A 21,049-nucleotide genomic window follows, 5' to 3' on the forward strand; every position below is an offset into this window, starting at 1 on the left:
GGCCGAGCCTACGCCGCGGACGTGCTCATTTAACACGACCCTTTCGGTCCGGGGCGTCCCGGCGCTGACCTCCAGGCCCTCTACCGGTTGCTGGATCGCGGGGTCAAAGTGGTCTTCGTCGACTTTCCGCACGGAATGACCTCTGCCGTGGCTGCCGATCCGTTGCGGAACGCCTACCTGAGCGCGCTGTCGGCCGACGTGGAGACCGTGGTCGCGGCCGGCGCGGAGTGGTGACCAGTCTCAACTGGAGGGAGGTCGAGGAGCTCGTACGCCGGGCGCGGGATCGCAAATGGCAGATCGAGCTGCTCGCGGTGTCGGTGCCGTCCCGTCATCCGCTGAGCATGAGCACCTTGACCCATGCTGAACGCACCGAGCTGCTGCGCGTCATCGACGAGTCGGCGAGCGTTTTCAAGCGCCGGGTGTATTTCGAGAGACTGCGGCATTTCCTGATCTCGGGCCGAATCTCCATGATCCGGTCGTGCACGACAGGCCAGGAGGGCGTGTTCGTGAATTCCGACGGCGAGATCTGGGTCTGCGCCCATCGCGGGGACACGTCGTTGGGGAACATCAGGGACGTGTCACTGCCGGAGCTCCTGGCCGGCAAGGGCGCACTGCTCGCGCGCCGCCCGGCCGGACCGTGCGCGAGCACGGGATGCCTTTCGCTCACCTGATCGCGGGCTCGTCGAACGCGATCGGGCCTGAGGTCCCGTGGGCCCAGGAGCCTTGAAGGAAGCCATAAACTCACTCACCCAGGACGAGTGGTGCGACCTGGCCCACACGGTGACGATCCGTTTCAGCAGCCCAGGAGGTCGGTCGGCGTGACTGTGCCAGTTCGTTCTGCGGGCGGCGAGACGGCATCGGTGGCCGGCGGAGGCCTGCGGTTGCAGATTCTCGGGCCGTTGCGGCTGTGGCGGGGCGATGAGGAACTCAACGCGGGTCCCCGCCAGCAGGCCTACCTGCTCGCGCTGCTGCTGGCCAGGGAAGGGCAGCTGATCAGCACGCCGGAGCTGGTCGATCTGATCTGGGACGACGACGCTCCCGCCAGCGCGGTCAACGTCATCCACAAGTACGTCGGCGCACTACGCCGGCTGTTGGAGCCCTCGCTGCCGATCCGCGGCAACGGCTCCTACCTTCAGCGCCGCGGTAACGGCTACCTGTTCGCGGCCGGGCCCGGCGCGCTGGATCTGGCCGTCTTCCGGGAGTCCGTCGAAGCCGCCGGCCAGGCCGTCGCGCGGCAGCGGCGGGAGGCGGCGCTGGACTGCTATGTGGAGGCGCTGGGATTGTGGCAGGGCTCCACGGGCGAGGGACTGGCCTACGGACCGGCCGCCATGCCGATCTTCGCGGGGCTGGACGGCGAGTTCCTGTCCACGTGTGCGGCGGCTGCCGAACTCGCCGTCTCGCTCGGCCGGCCTGAGCGCGTGCTACCGCCGTTGCGGCTGGCCGCCTCGATGTCGCCGTTGCACGAGCCCGTACAGGCGAGCCTGATCACCACCTTGGGCGCCGCAGGACAGCAGGCACAGGCGTTGTCGTTGTATCAGAAGGTCCGTGAGCGCCTGGCCGAGGAACTCGGCGTCGATCCCGGCCCCGTGCTGCGGGCCGCCCAGCAGCGCGTACTGAACGACGCCCCTTCCCCGCCGGTGCGGATGACCGACGGACAGCCCTCCGGGCGGCCGCCCGCGCCCTGGCAACGAACTCCCGCATCCGCCACGCCGCCCGCTGCGGGCATGGTCGGCCGCGCCGCGGAGCTCGCCGTGCTGCTGCAGGCGGCCGGGACGGCGCTGACCGGTGGCAGAGGGCTCGCCATCATCGACGGTGAGCCGGGGGTGGGCAAGACTCGCCTGCTGGAGGAGCTCGCGGCCGAAGCGGAGGCGGGTGGTGCGCTCGTCGTGTGGGGCCGCTGCATGGAGGGCGAAGGCACGCCTTCGATGTGGCCGTGGGTGCAGGCGGCCGGCACGGTGCTGGGGGCGCTGCCCGCCGCGGTACGACAGAACCGGCTGACCGCCGAACTCGGCCGCCTGCTCGACCCGGGTGACGAGGGCGTCACCGCACGGGCCCTGCCGGACGGCCGTGCCCAGTTCCGGCTGTTCGAACAGGTCGTGGCCGCCGTCGGCGAGGCCTCCGCGCTGCGGCCGACGCTGCTCGTCATCGACGATCTCCAATGGGCCGACGTCACCTCGCTGCGGTTGTTCGGCCACCTGGCGGCGCGGTTGCCGGCCCGCACAATGGTCGTCGGAGCGCTGCGTGACCGTGCGCCCGTGCCGGGCACTGAGTTGTCGCGGATGCTCGCCGCGGTCAGCCGGGTCTCGGGCCAGCGCCGCGTCCATCTGGGCCCGCTCAGCCCTGCCGAGGTGGCCGAACTCGTCCGCGGGGAGACCGGCCGGGCGCCCAGCCCGGAGGCCGCCCACGAGATCCACGCCCGCACCGCGGGCAACCCGTTCTTCGTCCGCGAACTGTCGCAGCTCCTCAGCACCGGCGGCCTGCTCGGTGAGGACGAGGCGCCGGCTCGGGCCGGGGTGCCGTCCACTGTGCTCGACGTGGTGCGCGACCGGATGGCCGGCCTCGACGACGGCGCCCGGGGGCTGTTGCGGATCGCCGCGATCATCGGCCGCGACATCGACCTCCGCCTGCTTGCCGAGGTCGCCGATCTCGATGTCCAGATCTCGCTTGACCGTCTGGGGCCCGTGGAAGCGCTCGGCCTGCTCGAACCCTCACCTGGGAATCCGTTCTCCCTGCGCTTCTCGCACGACCTGGTCCGCGAAGCGGTCGCCAGGACGACCCCGCAGTCGCGCACGTCCCGGCTGCACCTACGCGTCGCCGACGCGCTCGAGCGCACCGGCTCGCCCGGCGACCATGCCGCCGAACGGGTCGCCCACCATCTGTGGTCCGCCGGCCCGCTCGCCGATCCGCGCCGGACCGTGGCGGCGCTGGTACGCGCGGGCCGCCGCGCCGCGATCAAGTCGGCGTTCGAGGCCGCCGAGCGGCACCTGCGGACCGCCGTGCAGGTCGCGCGGGCGGCGAGCCTGGCCGAGCCGGAGTTGTCCGCCCTGTCGCAGTTGATCGCGATCAGGGGAATGCTCACGATGTACGGCACCTCGACGGTCGATCTGCTGGAACGAGCCGAGCACCTGGCCAGGAGCCTTGACCGGGAACTCGACGCCACCGTCTTCCTCTACTCCCGCTGGGCGGCGCATGCCCAGGGCTTGGAGCGCGATCGCAGCAGGCCGCTGGCGCGGCGGATGCTGGAACAGGGCGAGGCGTCCGCCGATCCGCTCGTACGCGCGTACGGCCTGCAGACGTGGGGACTGCAGCAGTTCACCGAGGGAGACAACGAGGAGGCGTTCCGCTGTCTGAGCGAGGCGGGCCGCATCCTGATGACCCGCGGCGGCCCGCGTGAGGAGGACCCCGTCTGGTACGACCTGAAACTGCTGATGATCGGAAAGCTCGCGGAGACGACCGCGCTGCACGGGGACGTCGAGGGGGCGCGATCGTTGCTCACGATGCTGGAGGCCGCCGGCGACGACCCGTTCACCGTCACCGTGTGGGCCACCCACACGTCGAGGACGGAGGCGTTCATCGGCGACCCGGTCCGGGCCCTGCGCGCGGCGGAACGCGGGATCGCCGCGGATCCTCACTTCTCCTTCGTGTTCCTCGGCACCTACCAGCGGCTGGTCCGGTACTGGGCGCTGGCCAAGACCGGCCGGGATCCGGCCGGCGCGGCGGCGGAGGCCGAACGGCTCATCGCCACCAACCTGCTCGATCCGCTGCGCGCGAGTGTCACGATCTTCATCGGACTCCTCTGTGAGATGTGGCTGACCGCGGGGGCGCTCGACCAGGCCGCCGCGGCCCTCGACCGGGCCGAGGACTGCCTCGACCGCTACAACGAGGGCTTCGCGGAGGGCCTGCTCCTGCTGCTGCGGGCCCGGCTGCTGCACGCGAACGGGAAACCCGTCGCCGAGGTCAGGGCGGTCGCCGACCAATGCCGCAAGCTGTCCGCCGAACGCGGCAACCACTTGTACGCGCGGCGCGCGGAAGAGTTTCTGGCCACCTTGGACCGTCTCCCGAGCGGCGGCGCCGGATGAGTCGCGCGGTCTGAGGCTCGGAAATCGAACTTCCAGCATGGTCGGCGCATCTTGAGAGCCGGGGGATGATCACGCGTCCCCCCGCTCTCTCGTCCACGGCCCGCGACGAGGCCGGCGAGCCATCACCGACACCATGGGAAGAAGACTCGTGATAGCTGGAAAACTCCTCCGCGCGCTCGGCATGAGCGCGACGGCGGCGCTCGTCATGACGGCGATGCCCCCGGCGGACGCCGCCTCCGCTCCGGCCGGCGGATCCGTCCAGTATGCCAAGCGGCAGGACGCCGCCGGTGAGAGCGGGACCACGGCACGGCGTAAATGCCGGACCGGCCCCATCTATTCACACAACGGCAACATGGTCAGCGCCGAAATGAACTACCCCGGACGCTACAAGGGGATGCTCCGGGCTCGCACCTCAGGAAACAGAGACCCGAAGAAATGGGAGCTGTTCAGGGTCTGCGACGAGGCGACGTACAGCACCATCCAACTGATGAGCACCGGTCTCTACGTGAGCGCCGAGCTCGACTACACAGGAGCCGACTACGGCATGGGTGTCGGTCGAGCGGGCCTACACCGGCGACGGCGCCAACATGCTGCGCGCCCGCGCGAAGGACTTCGGAAAGTGGCAGGCCTTCTACTCGACCACGCTGGTTTTCCAGCACGGCGATTACGAGAATGCCCGGCCGCCCGCCAAGAGCTGACCGCCGTCCATGACCAGGGCCTCCCGCGCCGCCCCCAGCCGGGAGGCCCTACCCTTCGCCGAACCTCGAGGAGAAGCATGACGAGGCCTACGGCGGGCCGGCGGCTGTCCAGCCGCATCGCCATCGCGGCCAACGCCCGCCAGTTCGACGCACGCGTCAAGGCCTGCGTCGCGGCTGCTGTCCGGGTGGACACGGAGGAGATCACCGTACGGGAAGGCGGCGTCTGGGCCAGCCTGTATCGGTATCAGGTCTACCATCCCGGCGGGGACCACCTGACTTTCTGGGAGGTCGTCGACCGCTACACCGTTCCGCCTGAGCGGGAGACGCTCCTGACACCAGGTGGCGTCGGCCAGACGGTGCGCGTGTACACCTCTGGTACGGCCGCGGCCGCCGTCTGGACGCGCATCCTGGCCGGGGCCGACGGAGACTCCGGCATCGTGGCGGACATCCTGCGGGAGTCACTGGCCGCACGCGTGCGAAGGCTGGCGCCCTACCGCGACGACGCTCCTGTTCCCGATCGCGTCCAGGACGGCGACGATCCACGTGATACCGGCCGGCGGGACGCCCTGGCCGAACTGGACGCGGCGCTGGAGGCCGAGCAGGCCACCGGCGAGGTCCCCAAGAGGCGGCTGCGCAGGTACGCGGTGGCGATGTGGCGAGCCGGCAGACACAATGTCAAGGCCATCGCCGACCTCACCGGCCTTGATCGTTCAAACACTGTTTATCCCGCTCTGCGGGAGGCGGGCATCGACCCTGCGACCGACCGTATCCGTAACTGATCAGTGCTGGGGCCGGGCCGGCGTGCTCGGGTTTCGAGCCCGCCGCCCGCCGGCCCGGCCCGTCGCTGGTCAGGGGCGCAGGATGAGACGGACCGGGTCGCCCTCCTTACGGGCCAGCCGGTCCACGGCCACCGGTGCCTCCGCCAGCGGCAGAACGTCGCTGATGGACCCGGTCAGGTCGAGCCGGCCGCGCATGGCCAGGCCGATGAGCTGATGCAGGTGGTCGGGGTGGGAGCCGTAGTGGCCGCGTACGGATTGACCGAAGTAGGCCAGCGCGATGTCGTTGGGCACGGTCAGCGGCTCGTTGGCCAGACCTGCCACGATCAACCGGCCGCCCTGGCCGAGAAGCAGCATGGCCTGCTCGCGTGCGTGGGCGACGCCGGCGAAGTCGAAGGCGGCGTCCAGCCCGAGGCCGCCGGTCATCGCGCTGACGATGTCACGCAGCCGGGGGTCCGCCGGGTCGAGGACGGCGTCGGCTCCGGCGTCGATCCCGCGCAGCCGGGCCGCCGGGAGGGGGTCGACGGCGATCACCGGCGCCGCGCCGATGAGGCGTAGCAGCTGCACCGCGTGCGCGCCGAGCCCGCCGACGCCCCAGACCGCCACCGCCTCGCCGGGCCGGACGGCCGCGGTGGCGGTGATGGCCGCCCAAGGGGTGGAGACGGCGTCGGGGATGATGCAGGCCTGCTCGAACGGCAGGCCGGCGGGGACGGGCACCAGTGAACGGGCCGAGGCCAAGGCGTACTCGGCGTAGCCGCCGTCGAAGTCCACACCGCGGGTGCCACGGTCAGGCTCTCCGGCCTGCAGCACTACCCGGTCGCCCACCGCCCAGCCGGTCACACCCGCGCCGAGGGCGTCGATGACGCCGGACACCTCGTGGCCGAGCGTCACCGCATCGCTGCTCAGCAGCTTGGGCGTGAGTGTCCCGTCGGTGAGGTGCACGTCGGACAGGCACACCCCGGCCGCCCGCACTTTGACGCGGGCCTGCCCGAAACCGGGTTCAGGCACCGGCACCTCCTCCATGCGGACCTTGCGGGAGGGTATGTGCAGCCGGGCTGCGAGCATCTCGGCCATGGTCACCTACATTCGCTTCCAGTGCCGGCCCAGCCGCCGATCGTTTCGGCATCAAGATGCTTCGACGAGGCCGAAAGTTCGATCCCGCTCCTGCGGGATCGGCCTGCCGATAACGGGTGCGGCCCAGCCCGCATCCGGCGGCCTGCTGCGGCTGCAGATTCTCGGCCCGCTGCGGCTCTGGCGCGACGGCGTCGAACTGGACGCGGGTCCCCGTCAGCAGGCTTACCTGCTCGCGTTGCTGCTGGCCCGGGAGGGGCGGCTGGTCAGCATGGGTGAGCTGGTCGATCTGATCTGGGACGACGATGCTCCGGCCAGCGCCGTCAACGTCATCCACAAGTACGTGGGCGCGTTGCGGCGGCTGCTGGAGCCCTCGCTGCCGATTCGCGGGACCGGCTCCTACCTGCGGCGCCGAAGCAACGGCTATCTGTTCGTGCCCGGAACCGGCATGCTCGACCTGGCCGTTTTCCGTGAGCGCACCCAAGCCGGCGAGGCAGCCCTCATGGAGCAGCGGCGGGAGGCGGCACTCGACTGCTACGTGGAGGCCATGGGGCTGTGGCAGGGCTCCGCTGGTGAGGGGCTGGCCTACGGGCCCGCCGCCGTGCCGATCTTCGCCGGGCTCGACAGCGAGTTCCTGTCCACGTGTACGGCGGCGGCGGAGCTGGCGCTGTCAATGGGCCGGCCGGAACGCGTGCTGACGCCGTTGCAGCTGGCCACCTCGATGTCGCCGTTGCACGAGCCCGTGCACGCGAGCCTCATCTCCACTCTGGGCGCCGCAGGGCAGCAGGCACAGGCGTTGTCGCTGTACCAGACGGTCCGTAACCGCCTGACCGAAGAACTCGGCATCGATCCCGGCCCCGTGCTGCGGGCCGCCCACCAGCGCGTACTGAACGAGACCGTGGCGCCCGAGCCCGTACGCGACAACCGACGGGCGACCGCCCGCGTCATGGCCGGCGGCTCCGGCATCCGGGGCGCGGCCCGCCACGGGCCTGGTCGGCCGGAGCCAGGAACTCGCGGTGCTGCGGCACGCGACCGAATCGGCGCTCGCCGGCGGCAGCGGGCTCGTCGTCGTCGACGGCGAGCCGGGGGTGGGCAAGACCCGTCTGCTGGAGGAGATCGCAGCCGAGGCGGAGGCGCGTGGCGCGCTCGTCGTGTGGGGCCACTGCCTGGAAGGTGACGGGACGCCCTCGATGTGGCCGTGGATGCAGGCGGTCGGCACGGTGCTGAACGCGCTGCCCGCCGGCGCGCGGGACAAGTGGCTCGCCACCGAGCTCAGCCGGCTCGCCGACCCGCACGGCGACGGCTCCGCCGCACCGGCGATGCCGGACAGCGGCGCCCAGTTCCGCCAGTTCGAACGAGTCGTGGCCGCCGTCGGCGAGTCCTCGGCGCTGCGGCCGGTCCTGCTCCTGTTCGACGACCTCCAGTGGGCCGACGTCGCGTCGTTGCGGCTTTTCAGCCATCTGGCGGCCCGGCTACCGGACCGCGTCGCCGTCATCGGCGCACTCCGCGATCACGCGCCCGCGCCCGGCACCCAGCTGTCGCGCCTGCTCGCCGTCGCGAGCCGGATCCCCGGCCATCGCCGCATCCACCTCGGCCCGCTCAGCCTCGCCGAGGTGGCCGAAGTCGTCCGCGGCGAGACCAACCAGTTCCCTGCCCCCGGTGTCACGCGCAGCATCCACGCTCGGACCGCGGGCAACCCGTTCTTCGTCCGGGAACTGCCGCGGCTGCTGGCTGACGGAGGCGTGCTCACGCAGGACGCCGTGGCCCGGACGGGTGTGCCGTCGACGGTGCGTGACGTCGTCCGCGACCGGATGGCCGGCCTCGACGACGGCACCCGGCGCCTGCTTCAGGTCGCCGCGCTCATCGGCCGCGACGTCAGCCTCGCCCTGCTCGCTCGCGCGACCGGGCTCGACCTCCCGACCTGCCTCGACCGGCTCGAACCCTTGGAAGCACTGGGCCTGCTCGGCCCGGCCGCCGGCGATCCGTGCGCGTTCCGTTTCACGCACGACCTGGTCCGCGAGTCGGTCGCCGAGACCATGCCGCTGTGGCGGACCCCCAGCTTGCATCTGAGCGTCGCGGACGCTCTGGAGCACTTCGACGCGGAGGGCGAGTCCGTCGCCGAGCGGCTCGCCTTCCACCTGTGGGCGGCCGGCCCGCTGGCGGACTCCGCGCGGACCGCCCACGCCATGGTGCGCGCCGGCCGCGACGCGGCGGCCAAGTCCGCGTTCCAGGCCGCCGAGCGGCACCTGCGCAAAGCCATGGAGGTCGCGCGGACGGCGGGTCTGGCGGAGCTGGAGCTGGCCGCGTTGTCGCAGCTCACCGCGGTTCTCGGAATGAGTTCGATGTACGGCAACCTCATCCCCGAACTGCTGGAACGGGCCGAGCGACTGGCCCGTGACCTCGGCCAGGAAGTCGAAGCCACCGACTTTCTGTACTCCCGCTGGGTCGTGCACCAGCAGGGCATCGAATTCGATCGCAGCGGTCCGCTGGCGCGGCAGCTGCTCGATCAGGGCAAGGCCTCCAGCAATCCGATCGTGTACGCGTACGGTCTGGAAGCCTGGGGGCTGCACCCGTGGAACCTGGGCAATGTCGGCGACGCTTTCCGCCTGCTGTCGGAAGCCCATCGGATCATGCTGCGCGACCAGGCCCGGCGTGAGGACAACCAGGTCCGCCACGACCTGCAGTCGCTCATGGTCGGAATGCTCGCGGAGATCTCCGCGCTGCACGGTGACGTCGATGCGGCGCGGGCACTGTTCGACACCCTGAAGGCGGACGCCGGCGACGACCCCTATGCGGTCACGATCTGGTCCGCCATCGCCGTGCGGACCGCGATGATCGTCGGCGACCCGGAGTGGGCGTTGCGCGCGGCCGATCGGGGGATCGCCGTGGATCCCGACTTCTCCTTCGTCTTGGCGGCCGCGGCCCTTGACCTGGCCGACCGCTGCCTCGACACCTATGGCCAGCGCTATCCGGAGGGTCTGCTCCTGCTCCTGCGCGCGAGATTGCAGCAGGCTCTCGGCGAGCCCGTCGCGGTCGTCCGGGCCACGGCAGAAAGAGCCCGCGCGCTGTCGGCCGAGCGTGAGGCACATCTGTTCGCCCGCCGTGCCGAGATCTTCCTGGCGGAGCTCGAGGATGAGCCGCCCGGTCGTCAGAACAATAAGGCACCCCGTTTTTGAATTGACCTCAGGACAGGCGTCCGGAGAATAGGGGTAAATAAAACTCGCGGCGGCAGGAAAGGGTTTGCCGCAGCACCGAAAAACAAAGATCGACTTGCGCGGACGCATTGACTTCCGAGTCGTCCGATCAACTGAATCAAGAGCCTGACCTGCAGGTTCAGCAGAATCGGGCATTTATGTGGCATTGATCACATGCTTGACGTGAATTTATCCACAGAAAGCCCACTAGGGTCCTTTCTACTGTCCGTAGTGACAAACGGTTCCCAGGGACAGCAAGGAAAGGGTCATGATGAACACGTTTAAGCCGGTGAGCGGCCAGCGGATGTCGGGCGGCCGTAAGGTCGCCGGCGCGGTGGCGGCGGGAGCCGTCGCGGCGCTGGCTCTCGGCACGGTGATCGCCGCGCCCGCGGCCGCGGCTCCCCAGACCGCGCAGGCGGTCACGGTCGCCTCCTCCTCGGCCGGCGCCCACTCGGTCGCCTCGTTCAGGAAGTACTACTTCTCCTCCACGCTGTTCGGCAGGAACGAGGTGCCGGAGCCGGGCAAGAAGGTCAACGATCCGAACGGTGTGGCCGCCGCCAAGTTCCGGATCAGTGGCGACCGGTTCTACTTCTTCGTGCAGTGGCGTAACACCGGCAGGCCGACGGCTCTGCACATCCACCGCGGCAAGGCCGGGGTCAACGGCCCGGTGGTGATCGATCTGCTGTCCAACAGCCGTATCCGCGGCAACACCGCCTTCGGCTCGGTCCGGGTCAAGAGCAGCCTCCTGCGCGGCATCAAGGCCAACCCGAAGAAGTGGTACGCCAACCTCCACACCGCCCAGTTCCCCGACGGCGCCGTACGCGGCCAGCTCCACACCGGCAACCGCTGGTAACCCACCCGCATCCGGCCGGGCATGCCACAGCAACGACGGCATGCCCGGCCGGATGCGTCCGAGTCGAACGGAGAACCGCTTCATGACCTCCTCTGTCGGCATGTCATCCACGCCGGGGGCGACCGACGTGCCGGGAACGGCATCACCACGGACGCGCAGGCCGGCCTGGACGGACCTGCGCCCCCTCGTGGTGCGGCTGCACTTCTACGCCGGACTGCTCGTCGCGCCCTTCCTCCTGGTCGCCGCACTCACCGGCTTTCTGTACGCCGCCTCCCTGCAGATCGAGAAGATCGTCTACGCGCACGAACTGACCGCGCCGGCCGGGCGGACGCCGCTGCCCCTGTCCCAGCAGGTCACGGCCGCGCAAGCCGCTCAACCCCGCGGCAAGGTCAGCGCCGTGCAACCGGCCGCCGAAGCCGGTCTCACCACCCGGGTCCTGTTCGACGCCCCCGGACTGCCGGCCGGCACCAGACTGGCCGTCTTCGTCGACCCCTACACCGCCGGCGTCCGCGGCACGCTGGAGAGCTACGGCAGCTCCGGCGCGCTGCCCGTACGGGCCTGGATCTCCGGTCTGCACCGCCACCTGAACCTCGGTGAGCCCGGACGCGTCTACAGCGAACTGGCGGCGAGCTGGCTGTGGGTCGTGGCACTGGGCGGCCTGCTGCTGTGGCTCGCCAGGCGGCGCAGTCATCGCCGCCTGGCGGTCGTGCCCGAACGCCGCACCATCGGTTCCCGGCGCATCCTGTCCTGGCACGGCAGCATCGGCGTGTGGACCGTGCTGGGCCTGTTGGCGTTGTCGGCCACCGGGCTGACCTGGTCGACCTACGCCGGAGCGAACGTCGGCACCGTGCGTGCCGCTCTCGGCTGGCAGACCCCTAAGATCTCCGCCGCTTCCGGGGAGCACGCCGCCCACCACCCGGGAAACCACCCTGGATCGGCCCCCGTGATCGGCGTGGATCACGTCGCGGAGACGGCCAAGCGCGCGCAGATGCCCGGCCCGCTGGAGATCGCCTGGCCGGCCGCGGCCGGCGCCCCCTACCTGGTCAGCCAGATCGACAAACAGTGGCCCGTGCACCTGGACCAGATCGCGGTCGACTCCGTCACCGGACAGGTGAGCGCGCGCCTGCCCTTCGCCGACTACCCGCTGGCCGCCAAACTGACCCGCTGGGGTATCGACGCCCACATGGGGCTGCTGTTCGGTCTGCCCGGCCAGATCATGCTCATGGCGCTCGCGGCCGGCCTCGTGACACTCATCGTGCTCGGATACCGGATGTGGTGGCGGCGACGGCCGCGCGGCGGCCTCCCCCTGCCACCCGCGCGCGGCCGATGGCGCCGCCTGCACTGGACGACGCTGGCTCCTCTGGCCCTCCTCACCGTGATCGCCGGCGTCTTCCTGCCCTTGCTGGGCATCTCCCTGGCCGCCTTCCTCATCATCGACGTCCTCCGGGGAAGACGCGCCCGGGCTGTCTGACGAGGCGGGCGCTGTGCCCTCGCGGCTCCGGACCAATGAATGTGACGATGAACGGTTTCTACGACGTGAATCACCACTTTTTCTCCCTGCTCGCGGACTGCCATCTGCGCTTCGTCGGCACCGCGCTGGCAGGCCCCGACGCCACCGCACGCTGGCTGTACGAGGACGCGCCCTTCGGCGTCCTGGCCCATGACGGGGCGGACGACCCTCGCTTCACCTACGCCAACCTCACCGCCCAACGCTGCTTCGAGTACGACTGGGCCGAGTTCGTGGGCCTTCCGTCCCGGTTCTCGGCGGAGCCGGACCGGCGCGAGGACCGGCAGCGACTCCTGGACGCCGTGCACGAGAAGGGTTACGCGACCGGCTACCGCGGCCGGCGCATCGCCAAGTCCGGCCGCCGGTTCTGGATCGAGGACGTCACGATGTGGAACCTGGTGGAAGACGGCCTGCTCGTGGGGCAGGCGGCCACCTTCCCCCGCTGGACTGACGCCTGATGGCCGGCTGACTCCATGGATGGCCACGCCCGGGGGCGAGGGCGGATTCACCGCGGCTTCACTCTTCTTCAACTCGCCCTGCGTAGCTTCGTTCGGCAGCAACGGCATCATCCAGCTCTTCGCCGCCGACATGGGCATCACCATCCCGCAGGCGACGTACGCCGTGACCGCCTACGCGGCCGGGGTCATGATCGGATCCCCCGTCATCACGATCGCGGGCGCCCGGTTGAACCGCAGGCACCTGCTCCTCGGGCTCACCATGCTGTTCCTTCTCGGCAACCTGATGTCGGCGCTGTCGACGAACGTCGGCATGCTCATCGCCGCCCGCTTCATCACCGGCACCGTCCAAGGCGCCTACTTCGGCGCCGGCGCGGTCGTCGCCTCCTACGTCTACAGCCCGGGCAAGAGCGGAAGAGCTTTCGCGACGGTCATGGCCGGCCTGACGGTCGCGACGATCTTCGGTTCGCCCCTCGGCACCTTCGTCGGGCAACAGGCCGGCTGGCAGGCGCTGTACGGCGTGGTCACCGCGATCGGCCTGCTCGCCGGCCTGGCCATCCTGGTGTGGGTGCCGGCCACTTCCGATCTCGACGGAGGACCTCTCTCCCATGAACTGGGCGCGCTGCGCCGCCCCATGGTCTGGGTGATCATGGCCGTCGCCGCGCTCGGCATCTCGAGCATCTTCGCCGTCTACACCTTCATCGGCCCCTACGTCACGGACGCGGCGATGACCGATGACTCGCTGATCTCCATCGGCCTGGCGGTGTTCGGCCTCGGCATGGCGGCGGGGAACCAGCTCGGTGGACACCTTGCCGGCCGCTACACCTACCGGGGGCTCGTGATCGGCTACTCCAGCGTCCTGGCGTTCCTGCTGGTGATCGTCACAGCGGGTGAGACGGTCTGGGTGCTCATGCCCGCGCTGTTCGGAGTCGGTGCGACCATGGTGCTCGCCATCCCCACGATCCAGGTGTTGCTCACCATGTACGCCCCCGAGGCCCCCACACTGATGGGCGCCCTCAACCTCGCGGCGCTCAACCTGGCCAACGCGCTGGGCGCCGTCGGTGGCTCGATCACTCTGGCGGTGGGACTGGGCACCCTCTCGACGGCCTGGGCCGGTGTGGCGCTGACCGTCACCGGTCTGCTCGTCTTCGTCGCCACCGTCCCGCGGCTGACGCCGTCCCGGCCCGTCCAGAGGGCGGCGGGGATCACGTGACGCGTGGCGGACGCATCGTTCCCCTCGAGGTTGAGCAGAACGATCGCGAGTCCGCCCACAGGGCGTCCGGCTTCTACGGTTGTGCCTGGCGGAGTCGACGAACGTGAACCAGGGCCGACGCCCATGGAGTCGAACCCCAGCCATCGAAGGACCGGCCCCCGTGCCCCGCGCCGTTGTTCGATCACGGCCGAAGAGCGTACGGGCCCCTGTACCACTGCCATCAGCGGCCACGCGTAGCCGTCAGGCCGCAGCACGTCATCGCGGAGAGCAGAGACATGAACCTCAAGAAGCTGTTGCGTACCACCGGTGTGACCATGACGGCGGGATCGCTCATGCTGACCACGGCGCCGACGGCGAGCGCCGATGACCTGAGGGTGGACTGTACGCCGAATCAAGTTCTCCGGGCGAAGGAGAACAAGCGCGCGCTCAGCGCCGAACTCGACTACACGGGGCAGAAGGAAGGAATGATCCGTGCCCGGTCGACCGGTATCGGCGCATGGGAGATGTTCAAGATCTGCAACTATTACGGCGGCGAGTACAAGGACCAGTACCAATACACCGTCCTTTACTCGCAGGCCGCCCAGTGTTACGTGAGCGCGGAGGTGGAGTACTCGGGCGCCGACTACGGCATGCTGCGGGCGCGTTCCACCTCGGTCGGGCAGTGGGAGAAGTTCCTGGAGAAGTGCGACTCCCTTCCCTGCGCGTACAAATCTGTCGCCAACGGCAAATGGGTGGCCGCGGAGTTCGACTACAAGAACGACGGCGCGGGCATGCTGCGGGCACGCTCGGCGACCATCGGCAACTGGGAATGGTTCAGCATCTCCGGTCTCGCGTGACGACGCGTTCAAGAGTGACAAGGGCGACCGGCCACGTAGATATCGCAGAAAGCAGAAAAATGAGCCTCAAGAACATCGTGCGCGTATGCGGCACCGCCTTGACCGTGGGAGCGCTCTCGCTGACCGGCACGACCCCCGCTCTCGCGCACGTGCATAAGCGCGCCGATTCCCTCAAGGTCGCTCTCGACGGCGTGGACCCCTATCCCGGGGGAGACGATCCGTGTCAGGAGTGGGTGCTGGCGTCCAGCGGCGGCATCGTCAGCGTCGAGCTGGAATACGCGGGCTACAAGCAGGGGATGCTGCGCGCTCGATCGTCCTCCATCGGGCCGTGGGAGAAACTCCGCATCTGCCGGCACGAGAACTTCCAGACCATCTTCTCCGTGGCCGCCCAGCGTTATGTGAGCGTCGAGCTGGACTACGACGGCGCCGACAAAGGCATGCTCCGGGCACGCACCGACAAGGCCGGCGCATGGGAGATCTTCCAGCCGCGATGAGGACGACGGCTCCACGTCGTGACTTCTCCCGGCGGGGACTCGCCACCGGCGCCCGGCTCGGAATCGAACTTCCGGCTTGTTCGGCGCATCTTGTGACCGAGCAGGTGTCGTCGATCGCCGCCACCGCCCCGACCACGAAGGACATGATGATGACCACCAATATCGTCAGGCTGCTGACGCTCGGCGTGGCCGCCACCGCGACGCTCACCGCGGCCGGTCTCGCCCCGGCCACGGCCGCCGTGAACACTCGAATTGCCGTCAACCAGGTCAGCTACGTGAACGGGAAGGTCGTCCGCACCTTCGCCGGCCGGCTCGACAAGAAACCCTGGTGCAAGAAAGGCAGTTTCTGTTTCTGGTCCGGTGAGGACTTCAAGACCGAGCCACCCTTGACGCAGGTCGGGGTGTATCTGAAGTGCAACGAGTGGATGGACCTCGGCCGTCATGGCTTCAACGACATGATGTCGTCGGTCTGGAACAACACCGGCAGCCGGGTCAACCTCATCAACCATGACGACCACGGCAAGCGCTCCAACGGCCACCGCTACGACAAGACTCTGGTCCGCGTCCAACAGGGCCAGGTGCTCGATTCGCTGGGCCGCTACAACAAGCAGGTCGACCACGTGAAGCGGTTCTGCTGACACCTGGGTGCCGTCACCGTGCGAGACCGGAGATCCCCGCCTCGGCCGAAAGGCTCAGGCGGGGATATCGGCGGTGACCACCAGGATCGCGCGGCCCAGCACATGAGCGGACATCACCCAGCCCAGCCACCCCGGCGTGCCGCCAGTGCCATGAGGGCAACGAACAACTCTGCACGGGAAGCGGCGGATGGATCGGCTTCGGCCCGCCCGGAGGATTCGCCGAGTACGTCACCGTCCCCAACCGCCACCTCATCCGCATCGATGCGGATTCGGGCCCCGACCGACCAGGTGCGGGCGGCCGGGTCAGGCACACCTTCACGGCGATCAGGCTTGACGACATCAATGACCGCCTGGCCGCCCTGGGCCGGGGCGACGTGATCGGCCGCCAGGTCGTCGTCTTCAACTGACAATTCCCGCCGCTCAGGCCAGAATGTGATTAGGCGCGCCCGCAATCTTCGTGCGGCAAGAAATACATCTGAGGCGTGCGCACGAGACGTACTGGAATAAAACGATTCCATAACGGCGCGCCGGCCGGAAACTGCCCCATCAGCGGACAGGCTGATCGGACCACTCCTTGCGCATGGGCGCCATGACGCACGCCCAGAGCCGGCCGCCAAGGCCAGGGAAGCAGACCTTTCAACTCCCCGGATTACGCAGTCTCGCCGCCGGACCTCAACGAAGGTGTCCGCGCCCCGGGGAGATTTTCCCCCGCGTCGAGATATTCGGGCCTCCGACCCCGCAATTTATCGGCACCCCATGTCACCATATGACCGGACGTGTGGATAGCCTGGTCTCGGGCAATCAGCGTAATCGCTGACTTTGAGCGGAATGCGCACATGGTGCTGCCGGTACACGATGCTCGGCGTAGAGCACGGGCCGCCCCCTCGAACGGCTGCACTCGAAAAGCGCGTTTCGCCTCTCCCCCAACGACCCGCGGGCGACCCCGCCACGACTCATCGAGACCGTGGCCGACTACAAAGGAGATCGATGAACCACGCCATCGTCATCGGCGCGAGCATGGCGGGGCTCCTGTCCGCCGCCGCTCTGCACGCGAAGTTCGCACGGGTCACGGTGCTCGACCGCGACGCCATGCCCGATGACGACGAGCACCGCAAGGGCGTCGGGCAGAGCCGGCACGCGCACGCCCTGCTGGCCCGGGGTCACGAGGCCGTCGAGCGGTTGTTGCCGGGCATCACGGCCGAGCTGGTCGCGCAGGGCGCGATCACCAGCGACGTGCAGCGGAATGCCCGGCACATCCACTGCGGGCAGCGGCACGCCAGGGTCGAGAGCGGCATGACCGGCCTGCTCGCCAGCCGCCCGATGCTCGAAGGTCAGGTGCGGCGCCGGATCACCGCGCTGCCCGGCGTACGGCTGCTGCCCGACAGCGTCGCCGCGGGCCTGCTCGTCGAGCGGGACCGCGTCACCGGGGTGCGGCTCGCCGGTGGCGAGCCCATTCCGGCCGACCTGGTCGTCGACGCGAGCGGCCGCGGCTCGCGCACGCCGTTCTGGCTGGACGAGCTGGGCATCGTGCCACCGGCCGAGGAACACGTCATGTTGGACGTGCGATACGGGACGCGCGAGTTCCGCCGCCGCCCCGGCGACCTCGACGGAGATCTGATCGTCGTCGTCGCCCCCACCCCTGACAAGCCTCGCGGCGGGGTGGCGCTGGCGATGGAGGGCGACCGCTGGATCGTCACCCTGGTCGGCTACGGCCAGGCTCCCGGCCGCAGCCTGGCCGGGTTCGCCGAGTTCGCGGCCGACCTGCCGGCCCTCGATCTGCACCGGCTCATCAGCACCGCCCAGCCCATCGGGGAGCCGCAGGTGTACCGGAACCCGGCCGGGATCAGGCGCCGCTACGAACGGATGACCCGTTTCCCCGACGGTCTGCTCGTCACAGGGGACGCCGTCTGCGCGTTCAATCCCAGGTACGGCCAGGGCATGACGGTCGCCGCGCTGGAGGCGTTGGAACTGCTGAAGACCGACCTGCGCCCGCTGCCGTTCTTCAAGCGGGTCGCCAAGGTGGTGGACGGGCCGTGGCAGATCACCGTCGACGACGACGTGCGGCTGCTCCACGCCGCCAGCACCTTGAGCCTGAAGAAGCGCCTGCTCAACGCCTATCTGGAGCGTTTCCACGCCGCCGCCGCGCACGATCAGGAGCTGGCGTTGCGCTTCCAGCGGGTGGCCAACCTCTACGCTCCGCCGTTGTCGCTGATCACTCCCGGCTCGCTGGTCCGAGTGCTCCGCAACGGCTCACCGCGAGCAACGTCCGTGCCCGATCCGGAGTCCGTTCCCAGGGAGGCGAGCGAACGATCTACGCGTTCGACCTGATAGGCATGGCGGCCGGGAATGTGAAAAAGTACATGGTCATCTTCGCCGTGCCCCGGCAGACTTCTCGCAGGCTCCGCCGACAGAGTGGACACAGCCGGAAGGGCGGACGTATGTGCATCGGCATGAGCCGGGGATGCCAGGTAAGGGACGTACTCGCATTGCCGCTCGCCGCCGAGGGCGGCATCGGCGCGGGCGCCTGACCTCGAGCTGGCCGTCGCACCCCGGCACTTACGCGAGCAGCGACCACGGCCGGGCACCATCGCCGGCGGACATGCGACGTCGGTTCGCGCGCCGACCGGTCGTCCAGAGACGCTCGTGAGCCGATCGCATGACCCTCCGCCTGGTCTCCGTGCGACACATGTCCTCCCCGTTCCGGCTCACCCAGGACACCGCGTTCCCGGCCCGCGGGCCGCTCTCGTCCCGTGCCGTTGAGGACTCGGAACCGGTCGAGCCGAAGCTCAGCCCCTGGCGGGAAGCGCGCAGCCGCCTCCTCACGGTCCGCCAGGCACCCCACGAAGGAGTCCCCTTGTCGAATGCCACCGCGGCCGCGTTCGCCGCCGTCATGTTCGCCGCGCTGTACGCGAGCCACCATGTCGGTGATCATGTGGTGCAGAGCAGCGCTGTCGCAGCCGCCAAGAGTGTCCCGCATCCGGATGCGCTGGCCGCCGGAGTGCCGCCGTGGACCGGCTGGGGCGCCTGCTTGCGTCACGTCGCCGGCTACGCCGCCACGCAGGCGGCGGCTCTGGCGCTGGTGTGTGTGGTGGTGCCGCTGGAGATCGTCGGCATGGCGACGGCGCTCGTGGTGTCGGCCAGCACGCACGCGGTGATCGATCGCCGCTGGATCGTCCACCGGCTGATCGAGCTGAAGAGGTGCCATGACTGGGCGGAGGCACCGTACGTGCTCGACCAGTCGCTGCACATGGGCGCGATGCTGGTCGCGGCGGTGCTCTCGGTCGCGGTCAACGACGTCGCCGGCCTGATCATGGTCTTGGCGGGCGCCGGTGCGGTGGTGGGCGCCGCCTTGACGATGGAGCGCCGCTTCGCGTCGGCGTGCACGCGGTCGATGGACTCACTTTCCCGCTGAAACACGTCTCACCGTACGTGCCGGCGCGTCCTGCCTCAGTCGCCGGCGCTCAGCGGCAGGCGGGCTTCGACGACCCCTGGGTCGTCGGTGAAGCCAAGGGTGGCTCCGAGGCCGACCATGAGGCGGCGCATCCGCTGGTTCTGCGCCATGATGGCGGCTCGGACCTCGGCCATGGCGTGGTCGCGGGCGATGTCGACGAGAATGCGGGCGAGCTGGGCGCCCAGGCCGCGGCCCTGCCAGGCGTCCTCGACGAGCAGGGCGAGTTCGGCCGTTCCGGGTTCGGCGCAGTACATGAGGTTCGCCATGGCCCGCACCTGTCCGTCGTGGCAGGCCACCACGGAGATGCCGGGTGTCGGTCGTCGAGCGGGCCGCGGTCACGCTCACCGGCGCCCACATCATCGGCGGGCAGACCGGTGTCAGCACGACGTCGGCCGCGGCGTCGCTGGTCGCCCACTGCACGGTGACCGGCGTCTCGCGCACCGGGCTGGAGGTCGGCGAGGGCGGCCACGCGGTCCTGGAGGGCAACCGGGTGGTGCGCCCGGGCGCGGCCGGCATCGTCGTCGACGCCAAGGCCGACGTGCGCGTGGAAGGCGGCTCGGTGGAGGACGCCCAGGGCTGCGGCCTGGTCGTGTGGACCGGCGCCCGCCCGGTCGTCACGGCGCTGCGCGTCGTACGCCCCGCGAAGAACGGCGTCTTCGTCGCCCCGGGCGCCGGCGGTGTCTACGAGTCGTGCGACGTGGTCCGCTCGGGCTTTCCCGCCCTGCACATCGGCTCCGGCGCGGACCCGCTGTTCCGCCGGTGCGGCACGCGGGACTGCGCCGACGCCGTGGGCGGCGACGAGGGGGCGGCGCCGGTGTTCGAGGAGTGCGGCTTCGGCGGGAGTCCTACGCCGCTTCCTCCCGGCCCCGCTCCGCTGCCCCGGCCCGCCGTCATGCCGGCGCCCGTGGTGACGGAGCCCGCGGAGGAGAACCTGGAGGATCTGCTCGGCGAACTCGACCGGCTCGTGGGACTCGACCGGGCCAAGCGCGACGTGGGCTCGCTGGTCAAGCTGATGCAGACCGTACGACGTCGCCAGGACGCCGGGCTGCCCGCCCCGCCGCTCACCCGGCACCTGGTGTTCGCCGGCAATCCCGGCACCGGCAAGACCACGGTGGCGCGGCTGTACGGCCGCCTGCTCAAGGCGCTGGACATGTTGCGGGTCGGCCACCTGGTGGAAGTCGACCGCAGTGACCTGGTCGGCGAGTACGTCGGCCACACCGGCCCGAGGACGGCCGCCGCGTTCACCCGCGCTCTCGGTGGAGTGCTCTTCATCGACGAGGCGTACTCGCTGGTGCCCGCGGGCGGAGGCACGGACTTCGGCCTGGAGGCGGTGGCGACCCTGGTGAAGCTGATGGAGGACCATCGGGACGACGTGGTGGTGATCGCCGCGGGCTACCCGGAGGACATGACCCGGTTCGTCGCCTCGAATCCCGGGCTGTCCTCACGCTTCACCCGTACGTTGTTGTTCGAGGACTACGATCCGGCCGAGCTGGTGTCCATCGTGGAGCATCAGGCGCGCGAGCACCGCTACGAGCTGACCTCGGCCGCGAGTGCAGCCTTGGCCACGCTCTTCGCCGAGATGCCCAGGGACGCCGGCTTCGGCAACGGACGCTACGCCCGCCAGGTCTTCCAGGAGATGACCGAGCGGCAGGCCCAGCGCGTGGCGGACCTGGCCGACCCGGCCCCCGCCGATCTGATCGCCTTGGGGGTGGAGGACCTGCCCGGGACGGGCGACGACGGTCCGGTCCGATCATCGTGACGGCCGCGGGCCGGCGTGGCGGGTG

The 21,049-nt window shown here is 69.9% G+C and carries 17 protein-coding genes and 2 pseudogenes; 17 read left to right on the forward strand and 2 right to left on the reverse strand.

Annotated features, from left to right (window positions below):
- Positions 1-230 precede the first annotated feature (230 nt).
- From AB0C27_RS28025 to AB0C27_RS28040, 4 genes are all read left to right on the forward strand, one after another.
- Complete coding sequence (locus AB0C27_RS28025; RefSeq protein ID WP_357849250.1) at positions 231-671, forward strand: SPASM domain-containing protein; 441 nt, start codon at positions 231-233, stop codon at positions 669-671.
- Between the two features lie 147 nt (positions 672-818).
- Positions 819-4,079 carry a BTAD domain-containing putative transcriptional regulator gene (locus tag AB0C27_RS28030; protein ID WP_357849252.1) on the forward strand — a complete coding sequence of 1,087 codons (3,261 nt, stop codon included), beginning with the start codon at positions 819-821 and terminating at the stop codon, positions 4,077-4,079.
- A gap of 548 nt (positions 4,080-4,627) precedes the next feature.
- The gene (locus tag AB0C27_RS28035) at positions 4,628-4,777 is read left to right on the forward strand and encodes a hypothetical protein (protein WP_357849255.1); all 150 of its coding nucleotides are present in this window, start codon (positions 4,628-4,630) and stop codon (positions 4,775-4,777) included.
- A 77-nt stretch (positions 4,778-4,854) separates the two neighbouring features.
- Positions 4,855-5,556 carry a hypothetical protein gene (locus AB0C27_RS28040; RefSeq protein ID WP_357849259.1) on the forward strand — a complete coding sequence of 234 codons (702 nt, stop codon included), beginning with the start codon at positions 4,855-4,857 and terminating at the stop codon, positions 5,554-5,556.
- Between the two features lie 69 nt (positions 5,557-5,625).
- On the opposite strand, the gene AB0C27_RS28045 is transcribed toward AB0C27_RS28040, so the two are convergent.
- The gene (locus tag AB0C27_RS28045; protein WP_357849262.1) at positions 5,626-6,627 is read right to left on the reverse strand and encodes a zinc-binding dehydrogenase; all 1,002 of its coding nucleotides are present in this window, start codon (positions 6,625-6,627) and stop codon (positions 5,626-5,628) included.
- On the opposite strand from AB0C27_RS28045, the pseudogene AB0C27_RS28050 reads away from it, so the two are divergent.
- From AB0C27_RS28050 to AB0C27_RS28105, 12 genes and pseudogenes are all read left to right on the forward strand, one after another.
- Positions 6,626-7,501: pseudogene (locus tag AB0C27_RS28050) on the forward strand (BTAD domain-containing putative transcriptional regulator); the annotation flags it as partial. The gene AB0C27_RS28045 and the pseudogene AB0C27_RS28050 sit on opposite strands and share 2 nt — an antisense overlap.
- Positions 7,502-7,640: 139 nt before the next feature.
- Entirely contained in the window at positions 7,641-9,800 is a 2,160-nt protein-coding gene (locus AB0C27_RS28055; RefSeq protein WP_357849265.1) for an AAA family ATPase, read from the forward strand.
- Positions 9,801-10,086: 286 nt separating this feature from the next.
- Entirely contained in the window at positions 10,087-10,671 is a 585-nt protein-coding gene (locus AB0C27_RS28060) for a CHRD domain-containing protein (protein WP_357849268.1), read from the forward strand.
- An 82-nt stretch (positions 10,672-10,753) separates the two neighbouring features.
- Positions 10,754-12,142 carry a PepSY domain-containing protein gene (locus AB0C27_RS28065; RefSeq protein ID WP_357849271.1) on the forward strand — a complete coding sequence of 463 codons (1,389 nt, stop codon included), beginning with the start codon at positions 10,754-10,756 and terminating at the stop codon, positions 12,140-12,142.
- Between the two features lie 47 nt (positions 12,143-12,189).
- Entirely contained in the window at positions 12,190-12,636 is a 447-nt protein-coding gene (locus tag AB0C27_RS28070) for an MEKHLA domain-containing protein (RefSeq protein ID WP_357849274.1), read from the forward strand.
- Between the two features lie 19 nt (positions 12,637-12,655).
- Entirely contained in the window at positions 12,656-13,846 is a 1,191-nt protein-coding gene (locus AB0C27_RS28075; RefSeq protein WP_357849277.1) for an MFS transporter, read from the forward strand.
- A gap of 275 nt (positions 13,847-14,121) precedes the next feature.
- A complete protein-coding gene (locus AB0C27_RS28080; RefSeq protein ID WP_357849280.1) occupies positions 14,122-14,682 on the forward strand; it encodes a hypothetical protein in 561 nt (186 codons plus the stop codon).
- A 59-nt stretch (positions 14,683-14,741) separates the two neighbouring features.
- Positions 14,742-15,176, forward strand: a complete 435-nt coding sequence (locus AB0C27_RS28085) for a hypothetical protein (protein WP_357849283.1) — start codon at positions 14,742-14,744, stop codon at positions 15,174-15,176.
- Between the two features lie 92 nt (positions 15,177-15,268).
- A complete protein-coding gene (locus AB0C27_RS28090; protein ID WP_357849285.1) occupies positions 15,269-15,814 on the forward strand; it encodes a peptidase inhibitor family I36 protein in 546 nt (181 codons plus the stop codon).
- A 188-nt stretch (positions 15,815-16,002) separates the two neighbouring features.
- Positions 16,003-16,221 (forward strand): annotated as a pseudogene (locus AB0C27_RS28095) (hypothetical protein); the annotation flags it as partial.
- A 580-nt stretch (positions 16,222-16,801) separates the two neighbouring features.
- Entirely contained in the window at positions 16,802-18,142 is a 1,341-nt protein-coding gene (locus AB0C27_RS28100; RefSeq protein WP_357849287.1) for an FAD-dependent monooxygenase, read from the forward strand.
- A 526-nt stretch (positions 18,143-18,668) separates the two neighbouring features.
- On the forward strand, positions 18,669-19,226 hold the full coding sequence (locus AB0C27_RS28105; RefSeq protein ID WP_357849290.1) for a DUF3307 domain-containing protein: 558 nt from the start codon (positions 18,669-18,671) through the stop codon (positions 19,224-19,226).
- Positions 19,227-19,261: 35 nt separating this feature from the next.
- Here AB0C27_RS28105 and AB0C27_RS28110 read toward each other — a convergent pair whose 3' ends face one another.
- Positions 19,262-19,531 (reverse strand): GNAT family N-acetyltransferase, encoded by a 270-nt coding sequence (locus AB0C27_RS28110; protein ID WP_357849293.1) that lies wholly within the window; start codon positions 19,529-19,531, stop codon positions 19,262-19,264.
- 44 nt (positions 19,532-19,575) lie between these two features.
- Between AB0C27_RS28110 and AB0C27_RS28115 the strand changes: the two genes are divergently transcribed.
- Complete coding sequence (locus tag AB0C27_RS28115; protein ID WP_357849296.1) at positions 19,576-21,024, forward strand: AAA family ATPase; 1,449 nt, start codon at positions 19,576-19,578, stop codon at positions 21,022-21,024.
- Positions 21,025-21,049 lie beyond the last annotated feature (25 nt).

Origin of the sequence: Nonomuraea sp. NPDC048882 (genome assembly GCF_040649755.1) — a bacterium.
GTDB classification, from domain to species: domain Bacteria; phylum Actinomycetota; class Actinomycetes; order Streptosporangiales; family Streptosporangiaceae; genus Nonomuraea; species Nonomuraea maheshkhaliensis.

What these genes read in the sequence shown, in the direction of transcription:
- AB0C27_RS28100 (WP_357849287.1), top strand. Translation starts at nt 16,802, where the DNA reads ATGAACCACGCCATCGTCATCGGCGCGAGCATGGCGGGGCTCCTGTCC.
- AB0C27_RS28110 (WP_357849293.1), bottom strand. Translation starts at nt 19,531, where the DNA reads ATGGCGAACCTCATGTACTGCGCCGAACCCGGAACGGCCGAACTCGCC.
- AB0C27_RS28045 (WP_357849262.1), bottom strand. Translation starts at nt 6,627, where the DNA reads ATGGCCGAGATGCTCGCAGCCCGGCTGCACATACCCTCCCGCAAGGTC.
- AB0C27_RS28075 (WP_357849277.1), top strand. Translation starts at nt 12,656, where the DNA reads ATGGCCACGCCCGGGGGCGAGGGCGGATTCACCGCGGCTTCACTCTTC.
- AB0C27_RS28080 (WP_357849280.1), top strand. Translation starts at nt 14,122, where the DNA reads ATGAACCTCAAGAAGCTGTTGCGTACCACCGGTGTGACCATGACGGCG.
- AB0C27_RS28085 (WP_357849283.1), top strand. Translation starts at nt 14,742, where the DNA reads ATGAGCCTCAAGAACATCGTGCGCGTATGCGGCACCGCCTTGACCGTG.
- AB0C27_RS28070 (WP_357849274.1), top strand. Translation starts at nt 12,190, where the DNA reads ATGAACGGTTTCTACGACGTGAATCACCACTTTTTCTCCCTGCTCGCG.
- AB0C27_RS28060 (WP_357849268.1), top strand. Translation starts at nt 10,087, where the DNA reads ATGATGAACACGTTTAAGCCGGTGAGCGGCCAGCGGATGTCGGGCGGC.
- AB0C27_RS28040 (WP_357849259.1), top strand. Translation starts at nt 4,855, where the DNA reads ATGACGAGGCCTACGGCGGGCCGGCGGCTGTCCAGCCGCATCGCCATC.
- AB0C27_RS28065 (WP_357849271.1), top strand. Translation starts at nt 10,754, where the DNA reads ATGACCTCCTCTGTCGGCATGTCATCCACGCCGGGGGCGACCGACGTG.